Origin of the sequence: Roseovarius ramblicola, from assembly GCF_042430665.1 — a bacterium.
Taxonomy (GTDB): domain Bacteria; phylum Pseudomonadota; class Alphaproteobacteria; order Rhodobacterales; family Rhodobacteraceae; genus Roseovarius; species Roseovarius ramblicola.
This window is the reverse complement of sequence record NZ_JBHMEC010000026.1, coordinates 246,752-269,871: the sequence shown is the minus strand read 5'-3', so window position 1 is coordinate 269,871 and position 23,120 is coordinate 246,752. Positions and strand designations below refer to the sequence as shown.

At 65.3% G+C, this 23,120-nt stretch carries 22 protein-coding genes and 1 pseudogene; 13 read left to right on the top strand and 10 right to left on the bottom strand.

Annotated elements, in window-relative coordinates; translation table 11 throughout:
- Nucleotides 1-391: 391 nt before the first annotated feature.
- The 4 genes and pseudogenes from ACFFU4_RS16130 to ACFFU4_RS16115 all read left to right on the top strand — a co-directional run bounded on the left by ACFFU4_RS16130 (nucleotide 392) and on the right by ACFFU4_RS16115 (nucleotide 3,641).
- The gene (locus ACFFU4_RS16130) at nucleotides 392-838 is read left to right on the top strand and encodes a recombinase family protein (protein ID WP_377070874.1); all 447 of its coding nucleotides are present in this window, start codon (nucleotides 392-394) and stop codon (nucleotides 836-838) included.
- A 123-nt stretch (nucleotides 839-961) separates the two neighbouring features.
- Nucleotides 962-1,132 (top strand): annotated as a pseudogene (locus ACFFU4_RS16125) (IS5/IS1182 family transposase); the annotation flags it as partial.
- Nucleotides 1,133-1,620: 488 nt separating this feature from the next.
- Complete coding sequence (locus ACFFU4_RS16120) at nucleotides 1,621-2,931, top strand: CFI-box extended C-terminal domain-containing protein (RefSeq protein ID WP_377070858.1); 1,311 nt, start codon at nucleotides 1,621-1,623, stop codon at nucleotides 2,929-2,931.
- Nucleotides 2,928-3,641 carry a tetratricopeptide repeat protein gene (locus ACFFU4_RS16115; RefSeq protein ID WP_377070857.1) on the top strand — a complete coding sequence of 238 codons (714 nt, stop codon included), beginning with the start codon at nucleotides 2,928-2,930 and terminating at the stop codon, nucleotides 3,639-3,641. Before ACFFU4_RS16120 ends, ACFFU4_RS16115 begins: the two co-directional genes overlap by 4 nt.
- Before the next feature lie 6 nt (nucleotides 3,642-3,647).
- Here ACFFU4_RS16115 and ACFFU4_RS16110 read toward each other — a convergent pair whose 3' ends face one another.
- From ACFFU4_RS16110 to ACFFU4_RS16080, 7 genes are all read right to left on the bottom strand, one after another.
- A complete protein-coding gene (locus tag ACFFU4_RS16110; RefSeq protein WP_377070856.1) occupies nucleotides 3,648-4,223 on the bottom strand; it encodes a hypothetical protein in 576 nt (191 codons plus the stop codon).
- Nucleotides 4,220-4,729, bottom strand: coding sequence for a hypothetical protein (locus tag ACFFU4_RS16105; protein ID WP_377070855.1), 510 nt, complete (start codon nucleotides 4,727-4,729; stop codon nucleotides 4,220-4,222). The genes ACFFU4_RS16110 and ACFFU4_RS16105 overlap by 4 nt, the downstream gene beginning before the upstream one ends.
- 41 nt (nucleotides 4,730-4,770) lie before the next feature.
- Entirely contained in the window at nucleotides 4,771-5,157 is a 387-nt protein-coding gene (locus ACFFU4_RS16100; RefSeq protein WP_377070854.1) for a hypothetical protein, read from the bottom strand.
- Nucleotides 5,158-5,251: 94 nt separating this feature from the next.
- The gene (locus ACFFU4_RS16095; RefSeq protein ID WP_377070852.1) at nucleotides 5,252-5,908 is read right to left on the bottom strand and encodes a hypothetical protein; all 657 of its coding nucleotides are present in this window, start codon (nucleotides 5,906-5,908) and stop codon (nucleotides 5,252-5,254) included.
- Nucleotides 5,909-6,013: 105 nt separating this feature from the next.
- Complete coding sequence (locus ACFFU4_RS16090) at nucleotides 6,014-6,505, bottom strand: flagellin family protein (RefSeq protein WP_377070851.1); 492 nt, start codon at nucleotides 6,503-6,505, stop codon at nucleotides 6,014-6,016.
- Nucleotides 6,506-6,579: 74 nt separating this feature from the next.
- Nucleotides 6,580-7,059, bottom strand: coding sequence for a hypothetical protein (locus ACFFU4_RS16085; protein WP_377070850.1), 480 nt, complete (start codon nucleotides 7,057-7,059; stop codon nucleotides 6,580-6,582).
- Nucleotides 7,060-7,085: 26 nt separating this feature from the next.
- Nucleotides 7,086-7,457: a hypothetical protein gene (locus tag ACFFU4_RS16080; protein WP_377070849.1), complete on the bottom strand. Its 372-nt coding sequence runs from the start codon at nucleotides 7,455-7,457 to the stop codon at nucleotides 7,086-7,088.
- Nucleotides 7,458-7,618: 161 nt separating this feature from the next.
- Here ACFFU4_RS16080 and ACFFU4_RS16075 point away from each other — a divergent pair, with 161 nt between their 5' ends.
- A complete protein-coding gene (locus tag ACFFU4_RS16075; RefSeq protein WP_377070848.1) occupies nucleotides 7,619-9,769 on the top strand; it encodes a sensor histidine kinase in 2,151 nt (716 codons plus the stop codon).
- Nucleotides 9,766-10,410 (top strand): response regulator, encoded by a 645-nt coding sequence (locus ACFFU4_RS16070; RefSeq protein ID WP_377070847.1) that lies wholly within the window; start codon nucleotides 9,766-9,768, stop codon nucleotides 10,408-10,410. Before ACFFU4_RS16075 ends, ACFFU4_RS16070 begins: the two co-directional genes overlap by 4 nt.
- 312 nt (nucleotides 10,411-10,722) lie before the next feature.
- Here ACFFU4_RS16070 and ACFFU4_RS16065 read toward each other — a convergent pair whose 3' ends face one another.
- Nucleotides 10,723-12,759 carry an oxidoreductase gene (locus ACFFU4_RS16065; protein ID WP_377070846.1) on the bottom strand — a complete coding sequence of 679 codons (2,037 nt, stop codon included), beginning with the start codon at nucleotides 12,757-12,759 and terminating at the stop codon, nucleotides 10,723-10,725.
- A 193-nt stretch (nucleotides 12,760-12,952) separates the two neighbouring features.
- Between ACFFU4_RS16065 and ACFFU4_RS16060 the strand changes: the two genes are divergently transcribed.
- On the top strand, nucleotides 12,953-13,924 hold the full coding sequence (locus tag ACFFU4_RS16060; RefSeq protein WP_377070844.1) for an N-acetyltransferase: 972 nt from the start codon (nucleotides 12,953-12,955) through the stop codon (nucleotides 13,922-13,924).
- Nucleotides 13,925-13,936: 12 nt separating this feature from the next.
- Here the strand turns inward: ACFFU4_RS16060 and ACFFU4_RS16055 are convergent, their stop codons facing one another.
- Both ACFFU4_RS16055 and ACFFU4_RS16050 read right to left on the bottom strand, forming a co-directional pair.
- Nucleotides 13,937-15,226, bottom strand: coding sequence for an NAD(P)/FAD-dependent oxidoreductase (locus ACFFU4_RS16055; protein ID WP_377070843.1), 1,290 nt, complete (start codon nucleotides 15,224-15,226; stop codon nucleotides 13,937-13,939).
- Between the two features lie 17 nt (nucleotides 15,227-15,243).
- Nucleotides 15,244-15,909 (bottom strand): haloacid dehalogenase type II, encoded by a 666-nt coding sequence (locus tag ACFFU4_RS16050; protein ID WP_377070841.1) that lies wholly within the window; start codon nucleotides 15,907-15,909, stop codon nucleotides 15,244-15,246.
- Nucleotides 15,910-16,126: 217 nt separating this feature from the next.
- Here ACFFU4_RS16050 and argE point away from each other — a divergent pair, with 217 nt between their 5' ends.
- The 6 genes from argE to ACFFU4_RS16020 all read left to right on the top strand — a co-directional run bounded on the left by argE (nucleotide 16,127) and on the right by ACFFU4_RS16020 (nucleotide 23,119).
- Nucleotides 16,127-17,251 carry an acetylornithine deacetylase gene (argE, locus tag ACFFU4_RS16045; protein WP_377070840.1) on the top strand — a complete coding sequence of 375 codons (1,125 nt, stop codon included), beginning with the start codon at nucleotides 16,127-16,129 and terminating at the stop codon, nucleotides 17,249-17,251.
- 125 nt (nucleotides 17,252-17,376) lie between these two features.
- On the top strand, nucleotides 17,377-18,216 hold the full coding sequence (locus ACFFU4_RS16040; RefSeq protein WP_377070839.1) for a GNAT family N-acetyltransferase: 840 nt from the start codon (nucleotides 17,377-17,379) through the stop codon (nucleotides 18,214-18,216).
- 17 nt (nucleotides 18,217-18,233) lie between these two features.
- The gene (locus tag ACFFU4_RS16035) at nucleotides 18,234-19,610 is read left to right on the top strand and encodes an aspartate aminotransferase family protein (protein ID WP_377070837.1); all 1,377 of its coding nucleotides are present in this window, start codon (nucleotides 18,234-18,236) and stop codon (nucleotides 19,608-19,610) included.
- Nucleotides 19,607-20,518 carry a 2-hydroxyacid dehydrogenase gene (locus tag ACFFU4_RS16030; protein ID WP_377070836.1) on the top strand — a complete coding sequence of 304 codons (912 nt, stop codon included), beginning with the start codon at nucleotides 19,607-19,609 and terminating at the stop codon, nucleotides 20,516-20,518. Before ACFFU4_RS16035 ends, ACFFU4_RS16030 begins: the two co-directional genes overlap by 4 nt.
- Nucleotides 20,519-20,701: 183 nt before the next feature.
- Nucleotides 20,702-21,418 (top strand): HAD-IA family hydrolase, encoded by a 717-nt coding sequence (locus ACFFU4_RS16025; RefSeq protein ID WP_377070835.1) that lies wholly within the window; start codon nucleotides 20,702-20,704, stop codon nucleotides 21,416-21,418.
- A gap of 87 nt (nucleotides 21,419-21,505) precedes the next feature.
- Complete coding sequence (locus tag ACFFU4_RS16020) at nucleotides 21,506-23,119, top strand: ABC transporter substrate-binding protein (protein WP_377070834.1); 1,614 nt, start codon at nucleotides 21,506-21,508, stop codon at nucleotides 23,117-23,119.
- Nucleotide 23,120: the final 1 nt, after the last annotated feature.

Sequence of the window (23,120 nt, the reverse complement as noted above, 5' to 3'; positions counted from 1 at the left end):
AGCCACTTTGGCCTGGTCGGCTGAACGCAGGTGCCGCGACCGCCCCGGAGCAAATGTTTCCGCAGGTGCATCGCGCGGCTTTGTCCACGAGGCGGTCGTAGTCGGTGAAAACCTTTCCACGGCTTGCCTTAACGGCAGGCTATCTCGCCGGGCAGTAGTGATGATTTCTTGCTGCGTGGCAGCAGTAATTTCTCTGAGAGCGCGCGCAGCGAGGATTTGACGCTTCCGGTTTGGGCTCGATCCAGCAGTTCGCGGCTCCGTGCTCCAACGGCCGCTTTAGCTTGATTGTTGGAAATGATCGGGTTGCGCTACCCATTCGCGAGAAAATGGCTCCAGCACTCTTGATAGCGTGACCTCCGGCCCCTGCTTCCCGTCCAGCATCGCCTCGGCGATGTCCGGCGCGACGGGGTGGCACCATCCGGCATCTGCATCTCCTTCCTCCCGCCGCACTTCACGACGCGGAACGGGACGTGGAGCGTCACGGTGTCGGGAACCGGCGTGCCGCGGGTCATGCTGCGGCCTCGATGCCACCGGCCTGCATCTCGCGGGCCAAGGCGTCCGCGTTGGAGGCAACTGCCTGCCGGAGCGCAAGTTCACTCTCGCCGGCCCGCCTGAGCACCGCGGCGCCCTTCGGATTGCCCAGCCTGATCCAGCGCGCCTTGGCTGCCGCCAGTGCCCGCTGGCGCCGGTGACCGGGAGTCTGAGATCGGCGGGCGTGACGTCGCTTCGCGCCCTCGCGGATGAACTCAACACACGCGGCATCCGGACACGGCGTGGTGGACGGTGGCACGTGTCGACCGTCCGCAACTTGCTCGTGCGATTGAAACAGGCCCCGTGAGCAGCGGGTGATGCGGTCTTGCACCGGGCGCGTCGTTTCTGAAGGCTGCTGAAGAAATCCGCCTCGACAGGGAGTTTCGAGCATGAATTGCCCGTATCGGATCACGAAGGGGGTGATGATGCGCTGGACGCACGAGCCAGCGGGTCGCGGTTCAGCTATGTGGATATTGAGAAACCGATCTCTGCAGGTCACCGGCTTCGCATGATCGGTCGGGTCGTCAACGATGCGCTGGGGAGCCTCGACGCCGAGTTCGACGCGCTGTTTGCCGACTTCGGCCGACCTTCGATCGCGCCGTCCTGTGCCTCCGCGACTGCGAGTCCAGAAACTGCGCTCCTTATCGCTGAGGGTGATCGCAACCTGTGCACGAACCTACGTGCCGCACCCTCCAATTCTGCCTCAAATCAACGAGGGCAAACTCGTTGCCGGGAGGCAAGGTGTCGGACTGCGGGCGGCAGGGTATCACCCGCTCCTGACCAGCCTCTGTCAGCACATGCTCCGAAATGTGCCGCAGCGTCCGCGCCTCCGGGCTCGGAGTGGTGTTTGCATACGGCCTGTCCGTAAGGATGAAAGGGCTGGACTCGAACACCACAGGGGCGTGCCCGGCGGGGCATACGATATCTTGCGCAGGGTCTGCCCATAGCGTCGCCGCTGTCAGCAGCAGGTTGCCGCCGAACCACAGAGCTTGGCTAGGCCCGTGGGCCGCCCCCCTGTTCAGGGGATGGACGCGGCGCGGCGGAATTCGTGGGATGGTCGCGGGATCACGCAAATGGAGGCACGATACGGTGCGGGACGATAGGAAACTGGGCACGAGCCGGTCCTCCGGGCCGGGGCGGCGCCGCGCGCTGGCCATGCTGGGGGCGGTTGGGCTGGCCCCGCGCGCGGCGCTGGCGCAGGAGGCGGACGCGCCCGAGGTCTGGGCCTGCGGGGCCTCCCGGCCCACGCAGTTCGGGATGCACCGGCTGGAATACATGCTCAAGGGCCGCGAGGCGACGGCGATCCGGGGCGTCATGCGCTTCGACCTCGACGACAACGAATGGCTTTTGGAGCATGAGGATACCCGAGAGATATCCCTCGACGCCGAGTCGAACTTTTTCGCTCTGATCTACGCCGAAGCCGAGCGCCGCCGCGCGGCGCTGCACCGGATCCCCGACGGCGCAGAGCGCGATATCGTGTCCAGTTCAATCGACAACATGTACCTCGCCGCAGCCTGGAATGGCGGGGGGCTTATGGACCTTGCACTGCGCACACCGCCCGGCCGCGCCGACACGCTGGTGCCCGAGAAGATGATCCTCCGCTTCCCGCCAATGGGCAAGCTCGCAGGGGTGGATAACGACTTCCTTGGTATCACCGCGCAGACCGCCACCGGCGACAGGATCAGCGAGTGGGCCTACAAGGTGACCGACGCGGACTCGTCCCTTTCCGGCGCGGGACCGGAGCCGGTGATCGTCGAGGATGACCGCGCCAAGCTCCAGACACTGGCCGACAGGATGGTGGCGGGCGAGCGTGTCGCCTTTCGCGTGACGGACGAGGACCAGCAGACCCTGTACCAGCTCGTGCTTCCAATGGGCTATGACTGGGCCACGGAATATGCCGCGATGACCGGCCTTTTACCCGTCGCGCAGCAGGCCGCGCGCGCCAAGGTGCAAGGCAACTATGACGCCTACCGCGCGGACAATCCCCAGGGCGGCACCTGCGAAAAGCGCGACTGTTTTTTGACCACCGCCACGGCCGGGGCGGTGGGCCTGCCCGATGATTGCTGGGAACTGTCCACCCTGCGCGCTTTCCGCGACGGCTGGCTGGCGCGGCATCCCGGCGGGGCGGCGCTGACCGCGCATTACTACCGGCTGGCGCCCATGATGGTGCACCGGATCGAGCGGCGCGCCGATGCGCGCGCCGTCTGGCTGCGCGCCTGGGCCTTCGGCGTGCTGCCCGCCGCCCTGGCCGCCCGGTTGGGTCTGAACCGGCTGGCGCTGCGGGCCTACCGGCGGCTGGTGCGCAGCCTGGCCCGCAAGGCGCCCGCCGCGCACCCCGCCAAGGTGCTTGAAGACCCGCCTTGGCCATACCCCACCCTTGAAGGAAGGGACCCGACATGAACCACGCACCCGGATACGCACTACTGGCAACATGCCTTTCGCTGCTCACGGCCGCGCCTGCTCTGACCCAGGACGACCGCAGCCCGCAGGAGTGGCTACGCCTCGCGAACGAGGGCAACCTGAAAGCCAATATGGTGGTTTGCGGCGGGTATCTCGGCGGCGCGGCCGGTTTCGCCAAGGATATCTCCAAGGCCTTTCCGTTCTGCAAGGTGTATGCAGACGAAACCGGAAATCCCGTGGCGCAGACGGTGGTGGCCAATCTTTACCAGCAGGGTCACGGCGTCGCCCGGAACGACGCCAAGGCAGCGAAATATTCCCGGTTGGCCGCTCATCAGGGCAATGCAGCGGCGCAGTTCGCGTTGGGAAACATGCATCATCATGGCCGCGGGGTCGAAAAGGACCTGGTCGAGGCGCGCAAATGGTACGAACGCGCCGCCGCGCAGGACCACGCGGCCGGCCTGACCTACCTGGGCAACTTCCACTACCGCGGCCTGGGCGGCCTGCCCGAGGATCACGCCAGGGCGGCCCGACTTTACCGGCGCGCGGCCGACCTGGGCCATGCGCAGGCACAGGGCAATCTCGCCCACCTGCTGGAACACGGCAAGGGCGTGCCCAAGGACATCGAAGAGGCCAAGCGCCTCTACAAGCTGGCCGCCGAGCAGGGCAACAAGACGGCGGCGGCCAACTTCCGGCGGCTCGCCGGGCAATAGCGGCGCTCAGGGCGACGCGATCCTTTCGGCCAGCGCGGCTGCGTCCACCGCGCGACGCCGCGTCCAGGGCCAATGGCCGATGACCAGCGCCGCCCCGATCAGGACCAGCAACAAAACCGGCATCGCGGCCCCCGCCAACCGGCCCCCCGACAGGCCCTCGGCCAGCACCGCGGCGCCGATCCCGGCGCCGGAAAGCAGCGCCAGCACACCAAAGCCGAACAGGGTCCACCGGGCCCCACGCGGCGCGCCCAGCGTCACCGTCATGTCCGGCCTCGCCGCCGCCAGCGCGCGCAGGACGGCGGCCACCGCCGCGCGGTGTTCCCGCGCGTCGGGATTGTCGGCATGGCCCCGGCGCCCGCCGTTGAACCCGATCGCCCGGCGCGCGCCCGGCCAGGTCAGGTCAAGCCGGACCATCTGGCTGTCGCCAAGGGAATGGGTGACGAAAGCCGCCACCTCGACGCGCGAAAGCTCGAACGGCCCGTCGCCCGCGATCCACAAGCGGTCGCCGTCAAGGCGCACCTCCTGCGCGGGGCGCATCAGCGCCGGCTTGTAGTGAAACGTCCGCTTTCCAGACTCAGTCACGTCCCGCTCCGGGGTCGCGGGTGTTTGCCGAAAACGAGATGCGCAAGCCAGGTGCACAACCAGGCGGCCACGACATGCGCCGCGAAAAGCCCGGCAAGCCACACGAGGAATCCGTCGGGCGGGACAACCAGGGCCGCCAGCACCGCCGCGACGCCCCATGATACCACCGCGCCGCCCAGCGCTACGCGCCATGAAATGCCACCGTCGCGCCGGTCGCTCAGGGCGACGATCAGCCCCACGGCGACGCTCGACACCGCCCCGAAGCTGTAGGCGATCGGCAATCCGGCCACCAGCGTAAGCAGCAACCCCCGCCCCAGCAGCGCGCCTATCGCCTCGAACCGGCCCTGCGCGACCTCGGTGATCACCGACAGCGCCACGAACAGCAGCACCACGCACACCGCCCCCAACAACGGCCCAAGAACGGCATAAAGCGCGACGAGCCCGGCAAACCGGCGCCACCCCTGTCGGGACGGCGGCGGGGCACTCGTGGCCGGATCGTCATGCATTGACGGGGTCTCCCGAGGATTGGCAACCGTGGCGGTGCGCGTCATTGCTTGCGGTAGGGATTGATGTAGCACATGACGGTCACGGCCATGTCGGCATAACTCTGGAAGTCCCCATACCAGGCTTGGACGTCATCCCAATGCGCGCCGCCTTCGGTGAAGCCGTTCGCGGGATTGCCGCCCGCCATCACGTCCTCGATGAATGCCTCGGCGTCGAGTTCGCCAAGGTTGTCCACGTCGCGGCAGCGCAGGAAGAACGCCATCGCGGCGGCCGCCTCGTCCGTGGTCAGCGGGTTCTGACCCGCGCGGGCATCGGCCCACGCATCTCGGGGGGGCGCCAGCACGCCCTTGTCGTTCACCGGCCCAGCCGCGAGGGCCGGGACGGCCGCCAGCGCCAAAACCGTTGTCGCGAATATTCCTGTCGTCCTCATCGATTCCCCCTGTCATTCACGCCACACCTTACGATGCCGCGCGCGCACCCTGCCGCATATCCCCCGAACGGGGGATGCGCCGGGCAAGGCCGCCTCAGCATTCGGCACCCGGGTCATGCGCGCAACGCAGCCAGTCGTAGCTTTCCGGCTGGATGTCGGTTTCCTCGAGCGCGGCCACCATCTGCATGGCCTCGTGCGAAAGGCGCGCCAGCGCGGCCTCTTCCACATTCGTCATGAACGCGCGCGTGGTGCCAATGAGGTTTTCGTGGTAATACCAGTCCTCCAGACGCTGGCGCAGCGTCCAACCCAGCCGATCCGCCTGTGCCGGGAATTCGTACAGTCGCGAGGCTGCATGGCGCCGCAGGCGCCGGTGGCTGACCACCGAGAGCATGGCCAGTTGAACGAACAGGCGCGGGTCCCGCTCCCACAGAAACACCAGGTCGATCCGGTTACCCGAAAGGGCCGTCAGCAGATCCGTGTCGGCCTCGCGCGGCGTGACGGTCAGGACCGACCCGCCAGGCAGCGCGACCTCCTGCGCCGTGCCAATCCCATTGGCCAGGCGGGTCGCGATGCCGCTCTCGGCGGGGCTCAACGCCCCGTCTGCCATCATTGCGGCCAGCGCTGGGCGCGCGCCCGCCGCACGCCATGCCTCCAGGGCTTTATCGGAGTCCGGGCTACCGGTCTGCGCGGGGGCGGCGCTTAGCACCCACGCCAGCAAAACCGGCAGAGTATTGCGAGAAACGCCTTTCATGGTTTTCTAAGTTTCCTTTGATCCCGCGTCGGTGTCCCACTCCAGTCTGACACAGCCCCGCGCCGCCACGGAATCCCCGGAACAGGGGGTATTGGCGCGCAGGCGTCACAGCGCATCGCGGCACCTCATGAAAGCTCTGGATTCACCCGCCGCTCCATCAATCGGAAAAACTATTTCGACGGAATTGCCTACTTCAAGCGTCATCGTGCCGCCCATCGCAATTCGTGCCATGACAGACCCTATATCCGACCCCGAAATCCTCGCTACGGCGTTCGCACCGGCACGTCCGCTCTTGTTCACACTGAATTGGAGCGCGAAGCTGCGCCCCGATGAGAAGCGCATTGCTCCCTGCACCCGGGGTGTCTCCACTGCGTCGAGATCGGAGGCCGCCACAGCCAGGAGCTGTGCCCCCTTGGCAGCCGTTATGGCCATCAGCGGTAGCCGGATGCCATACCGCATCTGGCAGATCTGCGATCCATCCGACCTACTCTGCGGGTCGTGAGTTACACTCCATTGTTCGCCCGCAGCCAGGGATGAAGAAGTGGACAATGCCCAAATCAGGCCGCCGATAAAAAATAGTGAAGCCTTGCGCATCATGAGATCCCTTGGGCTTGATGCGTCGGTCCCAGGGATCGGTGATGTGCCAATTGACGCCGCCATCCCGGGCATGTTCATTCCTCGGCCATTTGTTTGCGACAGTCTTTCATGCGCCGGGCCGCGCCGGCCGCGCCGTCGAGCGGAAAGCGCACGCTGATATCCGGTGCCGCCACAATGCTCATCGCCTCGTCCCAGAGCCAGATTGCATCCAGAACCGTGCTCAACCCGGTTGGCGAAAGCTGCGCGGTGTAACTTCCGTTCGCGCCAAGCCAGTTCAGCGTGTAGCTGTTGCCGCCGGCAAAGCGCAGATCGGCTTCCAGGTCGACGTCCTTACCCTTCAGGCGCGGGGCGAAAACCCCGATGAACTGCTTGCCCGGATGGGCGATGATCGACAGCACGCGTGCCCCGTCACGGCGAGTCATGTGACAATAGGCTTGGCCATTTTCTTGCGCCACCGGGGCGGCGGACGCCTCCCAGGCATCATCTGCGGCATGGGTGAGGGTGCCGGTGATGGCTCCAGCCAGACCACAGATCAAAAGTGAAGCCTTGCGCATCGTTGAATTCCCTTTTGTTTCGGGTATCAGTCGTCGGGTGAGGTGACGTAGAAGTTGACGCCGCCGCCGGGGCGCACCTGCATGCGCTTGCGCACCTCTTTGTAGCCATTGCCGACGGCCACGTCCCAGCAGCCGGATGAAACGGTGAAGGCATAGCTTTCGCCGGGGTCGAGCCACAGGCCGGCGGGCAGACGGTTGAGCCCGTAGCTGCCCACATCGCAATCCGAGATCAGCACCGAGGGCACGCTGATCCCGGTCCGGTTGTGGACCACGATAGTCCCCGTTGGCTCTCCGGGCCGGATCAACGGCCCGCCGGTCAACAAATCGCCCGAACAGGCTGCCAGCGCCGTGGCCGATGCAATGGCGAGCCCGCGCGATATCCCTGCAAGAGTCATCATTCTCCGTCTCCCCGGCGATCCGGTTCCGACGACAATGGCCCATGCGTCATCGCCGTCATATCCCCCGAACAGGGGGGATGCATGTGTGCCGAAAGGCGGTAGAGTTGGCGCATGACATACCCCTTGCCCGAGCCAGCGGAACCACAGCGTTGACGTTGCGCATGACACCCGTTCTGACGCTCGTCGCCGCGCTGATGCTCGCGGCGGGCGGGGTTCTGGCCGTGCTGGCGACCGCCCTCGGCCAGCCCTGGGCGGGGCTGAATCTCGAAGCCTCGGAGGACGGCGGCGTCCTCATCCGCTCGTCCGATCCATACGGTCCGAATGGGGCGATCCCGCCGGGCAGTCGGCTTGGCAAGCTGGCCGCCGATCCCGAAGCGGAGGGGATCATGCCCATCGCCACAGATGTCGTGGAGGAGCCTGACACGTTCGAGACCTTTGCCGAAATGGAGCATTTCTTCGCCCGCCAGGCGCGCCTGCACGCCCTGATGTCCGGCGAGACGGTTCATGCCGATATCGCCACGCCGGATGAAACCTTTCCCGATGTCGCGCTCAACGTCTCGCCCCGGCGCGCGCCCGTTGACCTGCCGACGGTGTTCTGGGCGCAACTCCTGGTCGGCGTGACGGCGCTCATGATCGGGGCTTGGGTTGTCAGCCTCAGGCGGCAGAACGTGGCCGCCTGGCTGTTTGCCACCGCCGGGGCGGGCCTTTTCATGTCGGCGCTGCCCGCGGCGATCTACAGCACGCGCGAGCTGGCGCTGGATGGCGGGCTGTTTCGCCTGTTGTCCGGTCTGAACCTTGCCGGTGCGCTGACCTTCGGTGCAGGAATGATCGGGCTGTTTCTGTGCTATCCACGCCGCCTCGTGCGAGGTGCTGTCCTGATGACCCCTTTCGTCATCTTCGGAGGCTGGGTGCTCGCCGACAGCCTGCGGCTCCTGCCAGGCCCGCCCTCCAGCCGCCACCTGCCCACGGCGCTGGAGATGGCGACGATCACCGTCCTCATCGCAGTGCAGTTCCGCGCGACGCGAGGTGATCCGCGCGACAGGGCGGCGTTGCGGGCGCTGGGGCTGTCGGTGCTTGTCGGGGCTGGCGGCTTCGTGCTCACGATTATCGTTCCGCCTCTGTTCGGGGCCACCGCCGTCCTGTCACAGGGCTACGCCTTCCTGTTCTTTCTGCTCATCTATGTCGGCGTCGCCTTCGGCGTGCTGCGTTACCGGCTGTTCGATCTCGACGAATGGGCCTTCCGCATCCTCTACTACATGGTCGGCATCTTCCTTATCGCGCTGCTCGACGCGACGCTGGTGCTGGTCATGTCGGTGGAGAAGGTCGCGGCCTTCTCGGTGTCGTTTATCCTCGTCGCGCTCCTCTACCTGCCCTTCCGCGACATGCTGTGGCGGCGCGCCTTCGTGGGCAAGGCGGTCGACCGCGAGCGGCTGTTCGCGCAGATCGTCGATATCGCGCTCACCCCGCCGGGACGCAGCCAGGAGACGCGCTGGCGCGACATGCTCGCCGAGCTCTTCGACCCTCTCAACATGGACGCGGCCGCGACCGGTGCGACGCCTGGGATCACTGCTGATGGCCTGTCGCTCGTCGCGCCTGGCGTCGGCGGCCTGGCGGCGCTGCGGCTCGATTACGCGCAGCACGGACGGCGGCTGTTCGGGTCGCGCGACGAGGCGCGCGTCGAGGAACTGGCCGCGATGCTGCGCCATGCCATCGAGAGCCGGCAGGCCTACGAGCGCGGCGTCGCCGAGGAGCGCGCCCGGATCGCGAGCGACATGCATGACAACATCGGCGCGCAACTCCTGAGCGCGCTGCACAGCCGCGAGCCCGAGCGCAAGAACGCGCTGGTGCGCGAATCCCTGTCCGACCTGCGCGACATCGTCAATGACGCGGCCAGTCCCGGGCATTCCTTCGAGGAAAACCTCGCCGACCTGCGCGCCGAGACCGCCGAGCGTCTGAGCGGGGCGGGCGTGGATCTCGAATGGTGCGATGCGGGCGCCGCGGACGTGTCTCTGGAGCCGGGCCACATGCACGCGCTGCGCTCTGTCCTGCGCGAGGCGGTGAGCAATGTCGTCCGCCATGCGGGCGCGACGCGGGTCGGCATCGATATCGCCCGGCAGGACAATTGGCTAACGGTGCGGGTGGCCGATGACGGCAAGGGATACGATCCCGTCCGCGCGCAGGCCGGTAACGGGATTGCCAACATGCGCGCGCGGATCAAGCGGCTCGACGGCACCCTCGAAATCGCGCCCTTGGACAAGGGAACCGCGCTCTGTGCGCGGTTCCGGCTCGACACGGCAAGGGCAGGCAGATGAATAGCATCCTGATTGTCGAAGACATCACCGAAACCCGCCGCTGGTTGTTGGAGATCGCGACCACGGCCTTTCCCGGCTGCACGCTCACCGAGGCGGCCAACATGCGCGCCGGCATCGCGCGGGTGGCGGGCAACGATTTCGACCTGGCGCTGATCGATCTCGGCCTGCCGGACGGCTCGGGGCTGGACGTGCTGCGCAATCTGCGCCTCGTGCGGCCCGAAACGGTATGCGTGGTGACGACCGTGATGGGCGACGATGCTCACATCGTCGCCGCGCTCTCGGCGGGTGCGGACGGCTACCTTCTAAAGGAACAGCCCGAGGACCTGCTCGCCCGGCAACTGCGCCAACTGGCCGAGGGCATTCCGGCGCTCACGCCGTCCATCGCCCGGCGCATCATGGCGCATTTCCGCCACACCGGCCCGGCCGCCAATCTGGCGGACGAGTTAACGAGCCGCGAGACGGAGGTCCTGGCCCTGATCGCGAAGGGTCTGCGCAATGCCGAGGTGGCCCGGCAAATGCGGATCGCTGAAAGCACGGTGGCCGGGTATATCAAGGCCGTCTACCGCAAGCTCGGCATTTCCTCGCGCGCCGAGGCCGCCTGGCACGCCGCGCGCATGGGGCTAGTCACGCCGCGCAGGTAGTGCCCGGAGCTTTCTCCGACGCGCCGATCGCGCAGGATGTCGGTGAGCCGGGGCGTAACGCGACCCCGGCGGGCCGGCCGCGCGCTGCACCAAAAGGCTCCACGCGCAGCCTATTACACCACCCAGTGGGGCACCACTTCGCCGATCGCAATCTGGCCTGAAGTCGATCACGCATCGGTTCACCACTCTCGGCAAACCATACAAACACCCAATGATCGCTATTGGCCGCAGACTCGCGATCATCGCAAACGTCGTCCTCGGGACCGATGTCCAATGGCGGTCCAAACCCTGCGCACAGACCCAGCTTTCAGATCACATGGTTCGCATAAGCCTGAGACCATCGTAAACCGCCGCATGGATGTTGCGGGAGACAACCGCGTCACCGATGCGAAACAGTGCAAACCCTGCCCCGGGATTGCGCGTAATGCTTTGGGCTTGTCCCGTGAGCATCGCGTCCCGGTCCACCTCGCCAAGGTTGCGCGAATGCGGTTTCAACGCAAAGTACAGATCGTCCAGCGGCACTGTGCCATTGTTGACCACGACCTGATCGACCTCGCGCGTCATACGCGCTGTGCTGTAATCGCTGCAAAGGTCGGCCAACAGCCTGTTGCCCTCCCGCCGCACCGCGTTGAGACGCCAAGTGACGGTAAAATGTACGTCTTTGCCCTGCACCTCGCGCAGGAATGGCGTCAATGTCATGGGCATCACCTCGGACGATAGCGCGCGGTCAGGGCTGACAATCTCGACCCGCGCGCCCGTCGCAGCGATCATCTCGGTGGCCTGAAGGCCCGCCGCATCGCCGGCGTTGTCAAAGACCAGCACATTCTGGCCCGGTCGTGCGTCCCCGGACAGGATATCCCAGCTTGAGACCGGCAAATCCTGCCCGGCATGCAGCGGCACGTCGTGTGGCAGGCCGCCGGTGGCGATGATCACCAGATCTGCATCCGAGTCCAGCACCGTTTCAGGCTCCGCAAGGCTGTTGAAGTGAAACCGGACGCCCAGCCGTTCGCATTCGGCCATGCGCCAGCCGATGAGGGACAGGATCTCACGCCGCCGCTCGGATTGGGCCATCAGCCGCACCTGGCCGCCGGGGTCGTTGGCCGCCTCGTGCAGTTCGACATCATGTCCACGCTCGGCGGCCACGCGAGCGGCCTCTAGCCCTCCGGGACCGGCCCCGATCACAAGCACCCGGCGCGAAACGTCGGCGGGCGCTATGGAATGCGGCTGTTCCTGTTCCCGGCCCGTGGACGGGTTGTGCGCACAAAGCGCGGCGGCCCCCTGAAACCGCCGGTCGAGGCAAAAATTCGCGCCCACGCAAGGGCGAATACGATCCTCTTGCCCGGCCTCGATCCGGCGGACGATATCGGGATCGGCCAGATGGGCGCGGGTCATGCCGATCATGTCCACCATGCCGGTTGCGATTGCGTGGCGGGCGGTGGCGACATCCGCCACCTTGGCGGCGTGGAATACGGGGATATCGGTCGCCTCGCGCAACCGGGCCGCGGCGGCAAGATGTGGGGCGCTGCGCATGCCGTGCACGGGGATCATGTCGGTAAGCCCCGCATCCGTATCAATGTGCCCTCGCGTGACATTGACGAAATCCACCAGCCCGCTTTCCTTCAGGCGGCGGGATATTTCGAGCCCTTCCTCCGCATCGACCCCGTCCGCGCACATCTCGTCCCCGGCATAGCGCAGCCCCAGCAAGAAGCCGGACCCGACCCTGCGGCGCGTCTCTGTCAGCACCTCCATCGCCAGCCGCATGCGATTTTCGAGCGATCCGCCATAGGGCGCATCGAGATGGTTGGAGCGCGGCGACCAGAACTGATCCAGCAAATGCCCCGTCGCGAGAAATTCGACACCGTCGAGCCCGGCCGCGCGCATGCGCTCCGCGGCGGTGGCGTAATCCTCGATGATCCGGGAGATATCCCAATCCTCGGCCAGTTTGGCGGCGTGACGGTGCGAGATTTCGCGTTCCTGGCTCGATGATACCGTGGGCAACCAGCCCCCGCGATCCCAACGTGTCCGCCGGCCATGATGGGTCAGTTGGATCATCACCGCGCACCCTTCGTCATGACATTCCTGCGCAAGGGCCTGCATCCAGGGCACGATCTCGTCGCGAAACGCCTCTATGCCTCCGCCGGAGGGCGCGCTGTCAGGGGAAACCGATGCCGAGCCCATGGTCATGGTCAGCGCCACACCGCCCCGCGCGCGCGCAACATGATAGGCGCGGTAGCGATCCTTGGGCAGCCCGTCCTCGGCATAACCAGGTTCATGGCCGGTGATCAGCAGACGGTTCTTCAGCGTCAGGTGTCCGATCTGGCAAGGCTGCAACAACGGATCGTCACGCATGGGGTGGAAACTCCTTTACAGTGGCTCAGGTACACTTTTTCCGGGTCGGTCGACCGGCGCCCGTCTGCGTTTGATTCTGACAGGGATGAAAGCGCATATGCTGTGGTATCCGGGCTGGAAACCGCAGAAAAAACCGTGACGAATGGTCGATACTGTGCAGGAGATGTGATTAGCCGCTGCGCGGCCCGGCCTGATGTGCCATAGCAACGGAAAAACAGAGGCTTGCGAACTTATGGCGAGACAGTTGGGCGAAACCACGGACGACGAAAACGCGCCGGAGGCAGACGATACCCTGCGCGACAGCTTTCGCGTGGACAAGTTCATCGCCACGGCGCACCGGATCAGCCCCGCCGACCGCACGCTTTTGCACGAATTGACTGTTGGAGTGTTCTGGGCGCACCGCCGTCGTGATCTCGACATGCTCATCTCGCTTGGCGAAGGCTATCTTGCGATTGACGAAATCGGGCGCGCGATGGGATCTGCCATGTGCTTTCGCGCGGGAAGCGATTTTGCCATGCTGGGTATGATGGTCACTGCGCCTCGTCTTCAGACGATGGGCACCGGACGCTGGCTCTTGCGCCGGGTGATGAACGACTGCCCCGGCATGGATTTGAGGCTGAGCGCAACTCGTCAAGGGTACCGGCTCTACAAGGAAGAGGGCTTTGTTCCGCTCGGCACGATCTGGCAGCATCAGGGCGTGACGCGGCCAATCCACCTTCCCGTGCCTGTGCCGGGCCTTGCATTGCGCCCAATGAAACCGGCTGATGAAACGCAAGTTCGTGCACTTGACACGCACGCTTATGGAGCGGCGCGTGATGACACGATGGCGGCGATGCTGAATCTGTCCGACGGGATGGTGGTCGAGGCCGGAGGCGAGATACTCGGTTTTGCACTGCGCCGACGCTTTGGGCGGGGATGGGTGATCGGGCCGCTCGTCGCCGAAACCGAAAGCATGGCCATGATGCTCGCGGCGCCGCTCATTCAGCGCAGCCAGGGTGATTTCGTCCGCCTTGATACGCCAGTCGAAAGTGAAGAGTTCGGTGCATTTCTGTCAGCGGCCGGAATGGGCGTCCACGACACGGTCACCGAGATGTATCTGGGCAACCAGCGCCGCTCGCTAAGCGGCCCGAGGATGTTCGGGCTTGCCGCCCATTCATTGGGCTAACCAGCCGTGGCATCAGGATAGCCGATCCTTCATCGAGAACCACAGCCCCACCAATGGCAGGAACCACGGGCGCCCGGAATATCCCGGCACCTTGGGCCAGTCGAGACCGGCCAGGGGGTTGGCATCCGCCTGCCCCATGGCCATGTCCGCCAGCGACGCACCTACCAGGGTCGACATTTGCGCGCCATGACCGGAGTAGCCCATGCCATAGATCATGCCGTCCAATTCGCCGGCGCGGGGGAACCGGTCCTTGGTCATCCCGACAAGGCCACCCCAGCAATAGTCGATCTCGACATTTGCCAGGTGGGGAAATATCCGCGCCATCCCGGCGCGCAGGATATCGCCCGATTTCGCGTCCGAGCGTTGGTTGGAACTGGCTGAAAACCGTGCGCGACCACCAAAGATAAGGCGGTTGTCCGGCGACAGGCGGAAATAATTGCCGATATTCATCGAAGTCACGCAAGTGCGATTGCCGGGCAAGGTCGCGGCGACCTCTGCGTCGGTCAGCGGGCGTGTCGCCACGATGAACGAGCCGACCGAGATGATGCGCCTGCAAAAGGATTTGAGCGGCGCCCCCTTGACCGCACCGGCATAGGCGCCTGTGGCGGCGATGACCCGCTCCGCGTGCAGATGGCCGCGCGGGGTGTCGAGCCGCCACAGGCCATCCTGTTTGCGCCGCCCCGTCACCGGTGCGTTTTCCCAGATCAGCGCCCCGTGCCCAGCCGCCGCCCGCGCCAACCCCGACACATAGCGCCCCATATGCATCATTGCCGATTTCGGTTGCAGGCTGGCACCGTGGAATGCGCGTGATCCGATCTCGGCGCGCAGCGCGTCAGGGTCCAGCCAACGCGCCTCGGGATCGACCTCACGCGCGATCAACTCACAATTGGCGCGCAGCGACGCGACATGGCTTGGCTTCGACGCCAGCTTGAGCTTGCCCGAACGGCGAAAGTCGCAAGCAATTCGCTCCTCGGCGATGGTATCCTCGATCATGTCGATCGAGCGGTCATAGGCCCGATAGAGGGCGTTGGCGCGCTCTGCCCCCAGATGCGCCTTGGCCTCGGCATAGCTGTGCGCCATGCCGTTGTTGAGGTGACCACCATTGCGGCCCGATCCGCCAGCCCCGACATGCTCTGCCTCGAGCAGCGCCACCGACACCCCCGCGCGCGCCAGCCGACGCGCCGCGCTCAGCCCGGTGAAACCGCCGCCGATCACCGCTACGTCAAAGCGGCCCTCGACCGGGCCTTGTTGTCCGGCCTCGAAGGCGGGGGCGGTATCGTGCCAGTAGGATGCGTATTTCATGATCGTCTCTGCCTGGCCTATAGCCCGACCAGAGCGGGCAGCCCGGAGACATCCGGGATCTCGGTATAGCCGTAATACGGATTCGCCGGTTCATGGCCACGATTCACCCATGCCTTGTGGGTGATGCCGAGGTCGTGCGCCGTCATCAGATCGTAGCGAAAGCTCGACGATACGTGCAACACGTCCTCCGGCCCGCACCCGAGCTGATCGAACATATACTCGAACGCACGCATCTGCGGTTTGTATGCCTGTGCATCCTCTGCGGTGAAGACATGGGCAATGGGTGCCCCAAGATTGGCGATGTTGTGCGGGATCTGGCTGTTCATCGCATTGGTCAGCGCTACCAACGGGATTTTGTCGGCGATCCTGGCAAGGCCTGCGGGGACGTCTGCATGCGGCCCCCATGTCGGCACACGCTGGTAGATTGCCGTTGCGATATCCGCATCGAACGCCACGCCGTTGCGCTTGCAGGTCCGTTCCAGCGAATTGTGCACCACCTCGGCATAGGGCTTCCATGCCCCGAGAACCTCATCGAGCCGATAGGCCGCGAAATCCCGGATGAACACCTCCATCGCCTCGGGTGACAGCGTCTCAGCGTAGTGATCGCGCGCCGCGCCGGCCATGTCGTAAAAGATCATGGTTCCGTGGCAGTCAAACGTGATGAACTTGGGGCGGAAGGTCATGAGGGTCTCCAAAGCGTCTGCGATGCCCTCATCCTTGCCGTTTGGCGGCGGAATGGATTGCCGCGTTTGCCGGGCGTGCCGCAGGATATCGCGTTGTACGGGCAGGATCCGGCAAAAGGTGCCGTTGGAACCGCACGAAGCAATGCCCCTCCCGTCTCGCTTCGGTGCAGGATCAAACATGCCTGCGCGCCATCTGACAAAAGGACACACAGCCACCATGGCCTCTGCCCGCACACCCCATGAGATGCTCGCCCGGCTTGTCGGCTTCGACACGGTTGTCGGGCGTCCGAACCTGTCCTTGATCGAGGCGGTCGCGGATTGGTTCGACGGGCACGGCATTTCCTGCCGCATCCTCGTCGGCCCGGAAGGCGACCGTGCCAACCTCTTTGCCACGATCGGGGACGCGACGCGAGCCGGATATATCCTGTCGGGTCATGTCGATGTGGTCCCGTCCGAAGAACCCGGCTGGCAGGCCGATCCGTTCATCCTGCGCCAGACCGGCGATCGGCTGATCGGGCGCGGGGCGTGTGACATGAAGGGCTTTGTTGCCGCCGTCCTTGCCGCCGCACCGGATCTGGCGGCGATGGCACCGGCCACCCCCATTCATATTGCGCTCTCATATGACGAGGAGGCCGGCTGCAAAGGCGTGCCACACATGATCGCCAGGCTGCCAGAGCTGTGCGCGGCGCCGCTCGGTTGCATCGTCGGAGAACCCACGGGGCTAGTGCCGGTGCTCGCGCACAAGGGCAAGGCGGCGCTGCGCCTGCGCGCGACGGGCGTGGCAGGCCATAGCTCGCGTCCCGATCTGGGGCGAAACGCGATCCACGCGCTGCTGCCCGCGCTGGTCGCGGCCGAGGCACAGGCGCGCGACTTGCAAGCACGCGGACCACAGGACGACCGGTTCGCGCCACCGTGGTCCAGCCTGCAGGTCGGCACGGTCACGGGCGGACAGGCGCTCAATATCATTCCGGACCGGGCGGAGGCAGAGATTGAGGCCCGCGCCATCGCCGGGACAGATCCCGGGTCGCTGCTCGCCCCGGTCCTGGCCGCAGCCGACAAGAGTGGTGTCGATACCGAGTGGCTTTCCAGCTATCCGCCCCTTGCCCTCAATGCCGCGCATCCGCTGGCCGCCCTCATATCCGAGGTTTCCGGTCATGGCGCGACCGCCGCGGTGAGTTTCGGGACGGAGGCAGGGCTTTATCAGCAGGCGGGTGTTCCGGCGATCATCTGTGGCCCCGGCGACATCGCGCGCGCGCACCGGCCCGAGGAATACCTGACCCTGCCGGAGCTTGGGGCCTGCCATGACATGATACTGGCCCTCGGTCGGGCCTGCACCGGGTAGAGGCGGCATTTCCTGCGGCGCAGGCGGCGCGACACAAGAGAAAACTGCCGCACCGATCACGCTTCAGGCGCAACATGCCGGTCCACGCGCCCTACCGTGACAGCGACAACAAGACGAGTGAGCTCATGACAGACGCGTCCACGCAACCCACGCTCGGGTCGGGGCTGGAAATCCGCCCGTTTGCGCCCGACCATGTGGCCGAGGCGCTGCGCCTCTCGCAACAGGTGGGCTGGCCACACAGGCAAGAGGACTGGGCACTGGCCCTTGCGGTCTCCGAGGGGGTCGTGGCGCTCGACGGCACACGCGTTGTCGGGACGGCGTGTTGCACACGTTTCGGCGCGGTCGCGCTCATCAACATGATCATCGTGGATGAGGCGATGCGCGGGCGCGGCCTTGGCCGGAGGCTGATGGCGGCGGCTATGGAGCTTGCGCGGGGGGCCGAAATGCGGCTCGTCGCCACCCTCGAGGGGTTACCGCTGTATGAAAAGCTGGGCTTTCGCGCCACGCACCGGATTTTCCAGCATCAGGGCATTGCGCAGACAGCGACACCCGAACTGCCGGTGCGGGATGGTACTGCGCAGGATGTGGCGCGGCTGGCGGAAATGGACCATGCGGCGTCCGGTCTCGACCGTCGTGCCCTGCTCGAAAGGATCGCGGTTGAGGGCGAAGTGCTTCTGGCCGAGCGCGGTTTCGCGCTTTTGCGAGATTTCGGGCGCGGGCGTGTGATCGGTCCCGTGGTCGCTCGCGACAACGCGACCGCGCGCGCGCTGATCGCCGAGGGAGTGCGGCGCAACGCAGGCACGTTCCTGCGTATCGACCTGCCCGAGGCAGCGGGGCTGTCGGATTTCGTGGCCACCCTCGGGCTGGCTCATGTCGCCGGAGGCACCGCGATGGCGCGTGACCCCGGCCCTGCCCGCACGGGCGATTTCACGAGTTTCGCGCTTGTTTCCCAAGCGCTCGGATAAATCTACCGGAGACGATCATGCTCACAAACTCTCTTGTCGAACTCGACCGTCGGCACCTTGTCCATCCGGTCTCTTCCTTCCACGGGCATGAGGCGCGCGGCGTGCGCGTGCTCCGCTCGGCGCGCGGGGCCACGGTGACGGACAGCGAAGGCCGCGAGCTGATCGACGGGTTTGCCGGTCTGTGGTGCGTCAACGCGGGTTACGGACATGAAAGCGTGATCGAGGCCGCCGCGACGCAGATGCGCGACCTGCCATATGCGACCGGCTATTTCGACCTGGGTGCCGAGGCACCGATCCGTCTGGCCGCCGAGTTGGCCGAGCGCGCGCCCGGCGATCTGGATCACGTATATTTCTGCCTTGGCGGGTCTGACGCGGTGGACAGCTCGATCCGGTTCATCCGCTACTACTGGCACGCCCGAGGTCAGCCGGAACGCGATCAGTTCATCTCGGTCGCGCAGGGCTATCACGGCTCGACCTCCGCCGGCGCTGGTCTGACCGCGCTGCCGGTGTTTCACGAGGGCTTTGGGGTGCCCTATGACTGGCAGCACAAGATCCCGTCGCATTATGCCTATCGCAACCCGGTGGGGCCGGACGACGCAGCCATCATCTCTGCGTCGGTTGCAGCCTTGCGTGCCAGGGCCGAGGAAATTGGCCCCGAACGGGTTGCCGCCTTCTATGTCGAACCCATTCAGGGGTCCGGCGGCGTTCTCGTGCCGCCCAAGGGCTGGATCAAGGCGATGCGCGATGCCTGCACCGAACTCGGCATCCTCTTTGTCGCCGACGAGGTGATCACCGCGTTTGGCCGGACCGGGCCGCTCTTTGCCTGCGAGTACGAAGGCATCGTGCCCGACCTGATGACCGTCGCCAAGGGCTTGACCTCCGGGTATGTGCCGATGGGCGCGGTGCTGATGAGCGAGCATGTCTACCAGACCATCGCCGAAGGTGCGGGCCCCAGGGCCGTCGGGCATGGATTCACCTATTCCGCGCACCCTGTTTCAGCCGCTGTCGCGCTCGAAGTGCTGAAACTTTACGAGGGTGGGCTGCTGGACAATGGCCGCCGTCAGGGCGCGCGCTTGCAGCAAGGGCTGGCCGCTCTGGCCGACCACCCCCTGGTGGGCGATGTACGCGGACGTGGGATGCTGGCCGCCGTCGAACTTGTTACGGACAAGGAAAAAAAGACACCTCTACCCGCCGCGCTGGACGCGGCGACGCGGCTCTTTGATCGCGCATGGGAGCAGGGGCTCATCCTGCGATCCTTTGCGCAAGGGGTCCTGGGCTATGCCCCGCCGCTGTGCTGCACCGACGCCGAGATCGACCGGATCGTCGAGCGCACACGCAAGGTACTGGACCTTACGCTGGAGGACCCTGAAATCCGCGAGGTGCTTCGCTCATGACGCTATTGATGCTCGGACCGCCCGAGCGCGCCCGTGCGTGGCTGCCGATTTTCGACGCCGCCGGAGAGGAACTGGTCGTGGGCGAGGATGCAGTGCAGGATCCGTCCGCCATCACGCATCTGGCCTGTTGGACGCCGCCCGCCGACCTTGGCCGTTATCCCAATCTCAAGGCGGTGATAAGCACCGGCGCGGGCGTGGATCAGATGCCGGCCCTGCCGCCGGGCGTCGCGCTAACCCGCACGTTGGCGCCCGGAATCGACGCGATGGTCCGCGACTGGGTGCTGATGGCGACGCTGATGCTGCATCGCGACATGCCGCGCTACCTGGAGCAGGCCGCGCTTGGCGAGTGGCGCACCCATCCCCCGCGCCCGGCCAGCGCGGGCCGCGTGGGTATCATGGGATTGGGCAGGATCGGGCGCGCGGCGGCGGCGAGCCTTTCGTCGCTGGGCTTCGACGTCGCGGGATGGAACCGCTCTGGCCACCCCGCCGACAATATCGAGGTCTACGGCCATGCCGATCTTGCCGCTTTTCTCGCCCGGACCGATCTGCTGATCTGTCTGCTGCCTCTGACAAACGAAACGCGGGGGCTGCTTGGGGCCGATGTCTTTGCGTTGCTGCCCGAGGGCGCGGCGCTCGTCCATGCCGGGCGCGGTGCGCAGCTTGATATGGAGGCAATGCGCAGCGCGCTTGATGCAGGGCGTCTTCGGGCTGCGATGCTGGACGTGACAGAGCCGGAACCACTGCCGCAGAGTCATTGGGCATGGACAGATCCAAGGGTCGTCATAACACCGCACACCGCGGCGGAAACGGATGCGGTCGAGGGTGCGCGTCACGCGCTGGCCGTGATCCGCGCCACCCGTGACGGCACTGTGATCCCAGGTCTCGTGGACAAGGAGCAGGGGTACTAGGCCGGACTCGGGCGCGGCATTTCTCGCCGCTCGCCCCCGCAAAACGAAAGAATCTGCCGCAGCGTCAACAAGATTCGACGTCACGGCCTTCGTCCAGCGGGCGATGATCAATCAAACGGGGCCGTGCCCCTTCCCCGAAGGGGGCATGAGAAGAAAAGGTCGTGTCGGATGACAACGGAAACGATGACAAAACCTTTGACCGCGTTCGCCTATATGAGCTTTGACGTCGTTGGCACGCTGATAGATTTCGAAGCTGCGATCACCGGCGCGCTGACGGCCATCGCCCGGGAGGCCGGTGTCGATCTCGATGGCGAAGAGGCATTGTCGGTCTATCGTGCGGCACGCTATGAGCCTGATGCTGGTCTGTTCCCGGATGATCTGGGTCGCTGCTACGGTCGGATCGCGGCGCGGTTTGGCCTGCCCGATACGGTCGAGTTGCGTGCCCGCGTGATCGACGCAGTGGGAGAAGCGTCCCCATTCCCCGACAGTCCCGAGGCACTCGCCCGGCTTGGCAAGCACTACAAGCTGATCGCCATGACCAATGCCCGCCGCTGGGCCTTTGAAAAATACGAGGCCAAGCTGGGCTTTCCGTTCCGGGCGGGGTTCACCGTGGACGATACCGGTACCGAAAAGCCTGACCCTGCCTTTTTCCACAAGGTGTTTGACTACGTGGAAGCGGCTGGCGGCACGGCTGACGACATCCTGCACACGGCGCAAAGTCAGCACCATGATATCGGCATCTCGCGGCGGCTCGGCATGACGAATGTCTGGATCGAACGCCGCCACGGGCAAGCGGGCTATGGCGCCACGATAGAGCCCGAGGCATTCACCGAACCCGACTACCATTTCCGATCGCTCATGGAACTGGCCGACGCAACCGAACGTGCGGCCACGACCTGAGCCCGCCACCCCGACCGAACCCGGCACACAGAACCGGATGGGGTCTCGACTGAACCACCAACCTCAACAGACACAGGGAACACAGACATGACCAACGATACTCCGAACAACTGGACCGCGCGCGACGACGCCATGGTCGAAGAGGCGATCCGCCGCGGTGCGTCGCGCCGTGATCTTCTGAAGATGCTCATGGGTTCGGGCGTGGCCCTCGGCGCAGGTGGCGGTCTCTTGATGCGGGCCACGCAGGCGGTCGCCGCGACGCCGAAGCGCGGCGGGCACCTGAAAGCAGCGGGCTGGTCGGCATCTACTGCCGACACGCTCGATCCGGCCAAGGCATCGCTCTCGACCGACTACACGCGCTGCTGCGCGCTCTATAATCGCCTGACCTTTCTGAACGAGGCCGGCGAAGTCGAGATGGAACTGGCCGAATCCATCGAATCGAGCGACGCCAAGACCTGGAACGTAAAGCTGAAATCCGGTGTCACCTTCCACGACGGCAAGACGCTAAGCTCGGCCGATGTGGTGTTCTCGCTCAAGCGTCACCTCGACCCGGATGTCGGTTCCAAGGTGAACTCCATCGCCAGGCAGATGGCCGAAATCACCGCGGTCGATAGTCTGAACGTCCGGATCGTTCTCAGCGAACCCAATGCCGACCTGCCGACCATCCTGTCGCTGCACCACTTCATGATTGTTGCCGACGGCACCACGGATTTCTCCAAGGGCAACGGCACCGGCGCATTCGTGCTCGAAGAGTTCGAGCCGGGCGTCCGCTCCATCGCGGCTCGCAATCCCAATTATTTCAAGACAACGGGCCCCCATCTCGACAGTTTCGAATTCTTCGCGATCTCCGACAACAATGCCCGGGTCAATGCGCTACTGTCTGACGACATCCACCTCGCGGGTGCGATCAATGCACGTTCTCTGCGGATGATGGAAGGTCAGCAGGGTGTGGACACCTCCATAACCACGACCGGCAACTATACAAATCTCAATATTCGTCTGGACATCGACCCCGGAGCGAAGGCCGGGTTCATCGAAGGCATGAAACACTTGGTCAATCGCGAGCTGATCCAGAAATCGATCTTGCGTGGATTGGCTGAGATCGGCAACGACCAGCCGGTCTCTCCCGCCAACCGCTACCACAACACCGAGTTGCAGCCCCGCGAGTATGACCCGGAACGCGCCCGCGCGCTGTTTGAGAAGGCAGGCGTTCTGGGTCAGACCATCCCGATTGTCGCATCCGATGCCGCCAACGCCTCGATCGACATGGCGACCGTCGTGCAGCAGGCCGGCTCTGAGATCGGCATGACATTCGATGTCCAGCGCGTGCCTTCTGACGGGTACTGGTCGAATTACTGGCTGAAGGCACCGGTCCATTTCGGCAACATCAACCCGCGCCCGACGCCGGACATCCTGTTCTCGCTGCTCTATCATTCCGAGGCGCCCTGGAATGAAAGCCAGTACAAATCCGAGAAATTCGACAACATGCTGATCGAGGCGCGCGGATTGCTGGACGAGACCAAGCGGACCGACATGTATTGGGAAATGCAGGAGATGGTTGCCAATGCGGCGGGCACCATCATCCCTGCCTATATCTCAAACATCGATGGGATCGTCAGCGAGCTCAAAGGGCTGCGTCCCAACCCTCTGGGCAACCTGATGGGGTATGCTTTCGCGGAATACGTCTGGCTGGACGAATAAT

Excerpts from the sequence above, each read along its gene's own strand:
- ACFFU4_RS16040 (WP_377070839.1), top strand. The coding sequence starts at position 17,377 with ATGACAGACGCGTCCACGCAACCCACGCTCGGGTCGGGGCTGGAAATC.
- ACFFU4_RS16065 (WP_377070846.1), bottom strand. The coding sequence starts at position 12,759 with ATGCGTGACGATCCGTTGTTGCAGCCTTGCCAGATCGGACACCTGACG.
- ACFFU4_RS16075 (WP_377070848.1), top strand. The coding sequence starts at position 7,619 with ATGACACCCGTTCTGACGCTCGTCGCCGCGCTGATGCTCGCGGCGGGC.
- ACFFU4_RS16095 (WP_377070852.1), bottom strand. The coding sequence starts at position 5,908 with ATGAAAGGCGTTTCTCGCAATACTCTGCCGGTTTTGCTGGCGTGGGTG.
- ACFFU4_RS16085 (WP_377070850.1), bottom strand. The coding sequence starts at position 7,059 with ATGCGCAAGGCTTCACTTTTGATCTGTGGTCTGGCTGGAGCCATCACC.
- ACFFU4_RS16105 (WP_377070855.1), bottom strand. The coding sequence starts at position 4,729 with ATGCATGACGATCCGGCCACGAGTGCCCCGCCGCCGTCCCGACAGGGG.
- argE (WP_377070840.1), top strand. The coding sequence starts at position 16,127 with ATGGCCTCTGCCCGCACACCCCATGAGATGCTCGCCCGGCTTGTCGGC.
- ACFFU4_RS16060 (WP_377070844.1), top strand. The coding sequence starts at position 12,953 with ATGTGCCATAGCAACGGAAAAACAGAGGCTTGCGAACTTATGGCGAGA.
- ACFFU4_RS16100 (WP_377070854.1), bottom strand. The coding sequence starts at position 5,157 with ATGAGGACGACAGGAATATTCGCGACAACGGTTTTGGCGCTGGCGGCC.
- ACFFU4_RS16115 (WP_377070857.1), top strand. The coding sequence starts at position 2,928 with ATGAACCACGCACCCGGATACGCACTACTGGCAACATGCCTTTCGCTG.
- ACFFU4_RS16130 (WP_377070874.1), top strand. The coding sequence starts at position 392 with ATGTCCGGCGCGACGGGGTGGCACCATCCGGCATCTGCATCTCCTTCC.
- ACFFU4_RS16070 (WP_377070847.1), top strand. The coding sequence starts at position 9,766 with ATGAATAGCATCCTGATTGTCGAAGACATCACCGAAACCCGCCGCTGG.
- ACFFU4_RS16055 (WP_377070843.1), bottom strand. The coding sequence starts at position 15,226 with ATGAAATACGCATCCTACTGGCACGATACCGCCCCCGCCTTCGAGGCC.
- ACFFU4_RS16025 (WP_377070835.1), top strand. The coding sequence starts at position 20,702 with ATGACAAAACCTTTGACCGCGTTCGCCTATATGAGCTTTGACGTCGTT.
- ACFFU4_RS16080 (WP_377070849.1), bottom strand. The coding sequence starts at position 7,457 with ATGATGACTCTTGCAGGGATATCGCGCGGGCTCGCCATTGCATCGGCC.
- ACFFU4_RS16035 (WP_377070837.1), top strand. The coding sequence starts at position 18,234 with ATGCTCACAAACTCTCTTGTCGAACTCGACCGTCGGCACCTTGTCCAT.
- ACFFU4_RS16020 (WP_377070834.1), top strand. The coding sequence starts at position 21,506 with ATGACCAACGATACTCCGAACAACTGGACCGCGCGCGACGACGCCATG.
- ACFFU4_RS16050 (WP_377070841.1), bottom strand. The coding sequence starts at position 15,909 with ATGACCTTCCGCCCCAAGTTCATCACGTTTGACTGCCACGGAACCATG.
- ACFFU4_RS16030 (WP_377070836.1), top strand. The coding sequence starts at position 19,607 with ATGACGCTATTGATGCTCGGACCGCCCGAGCGCGCCCGTGCGTGGCTG.
- ACFFU4_RS16090 (WP_377070851.1), bottom strand. The coding sequence starts at position 6,505 with ATGATGCGCAAGGCTTCACTATTTTTTATCGGCGGCCTGATTTGGGCA.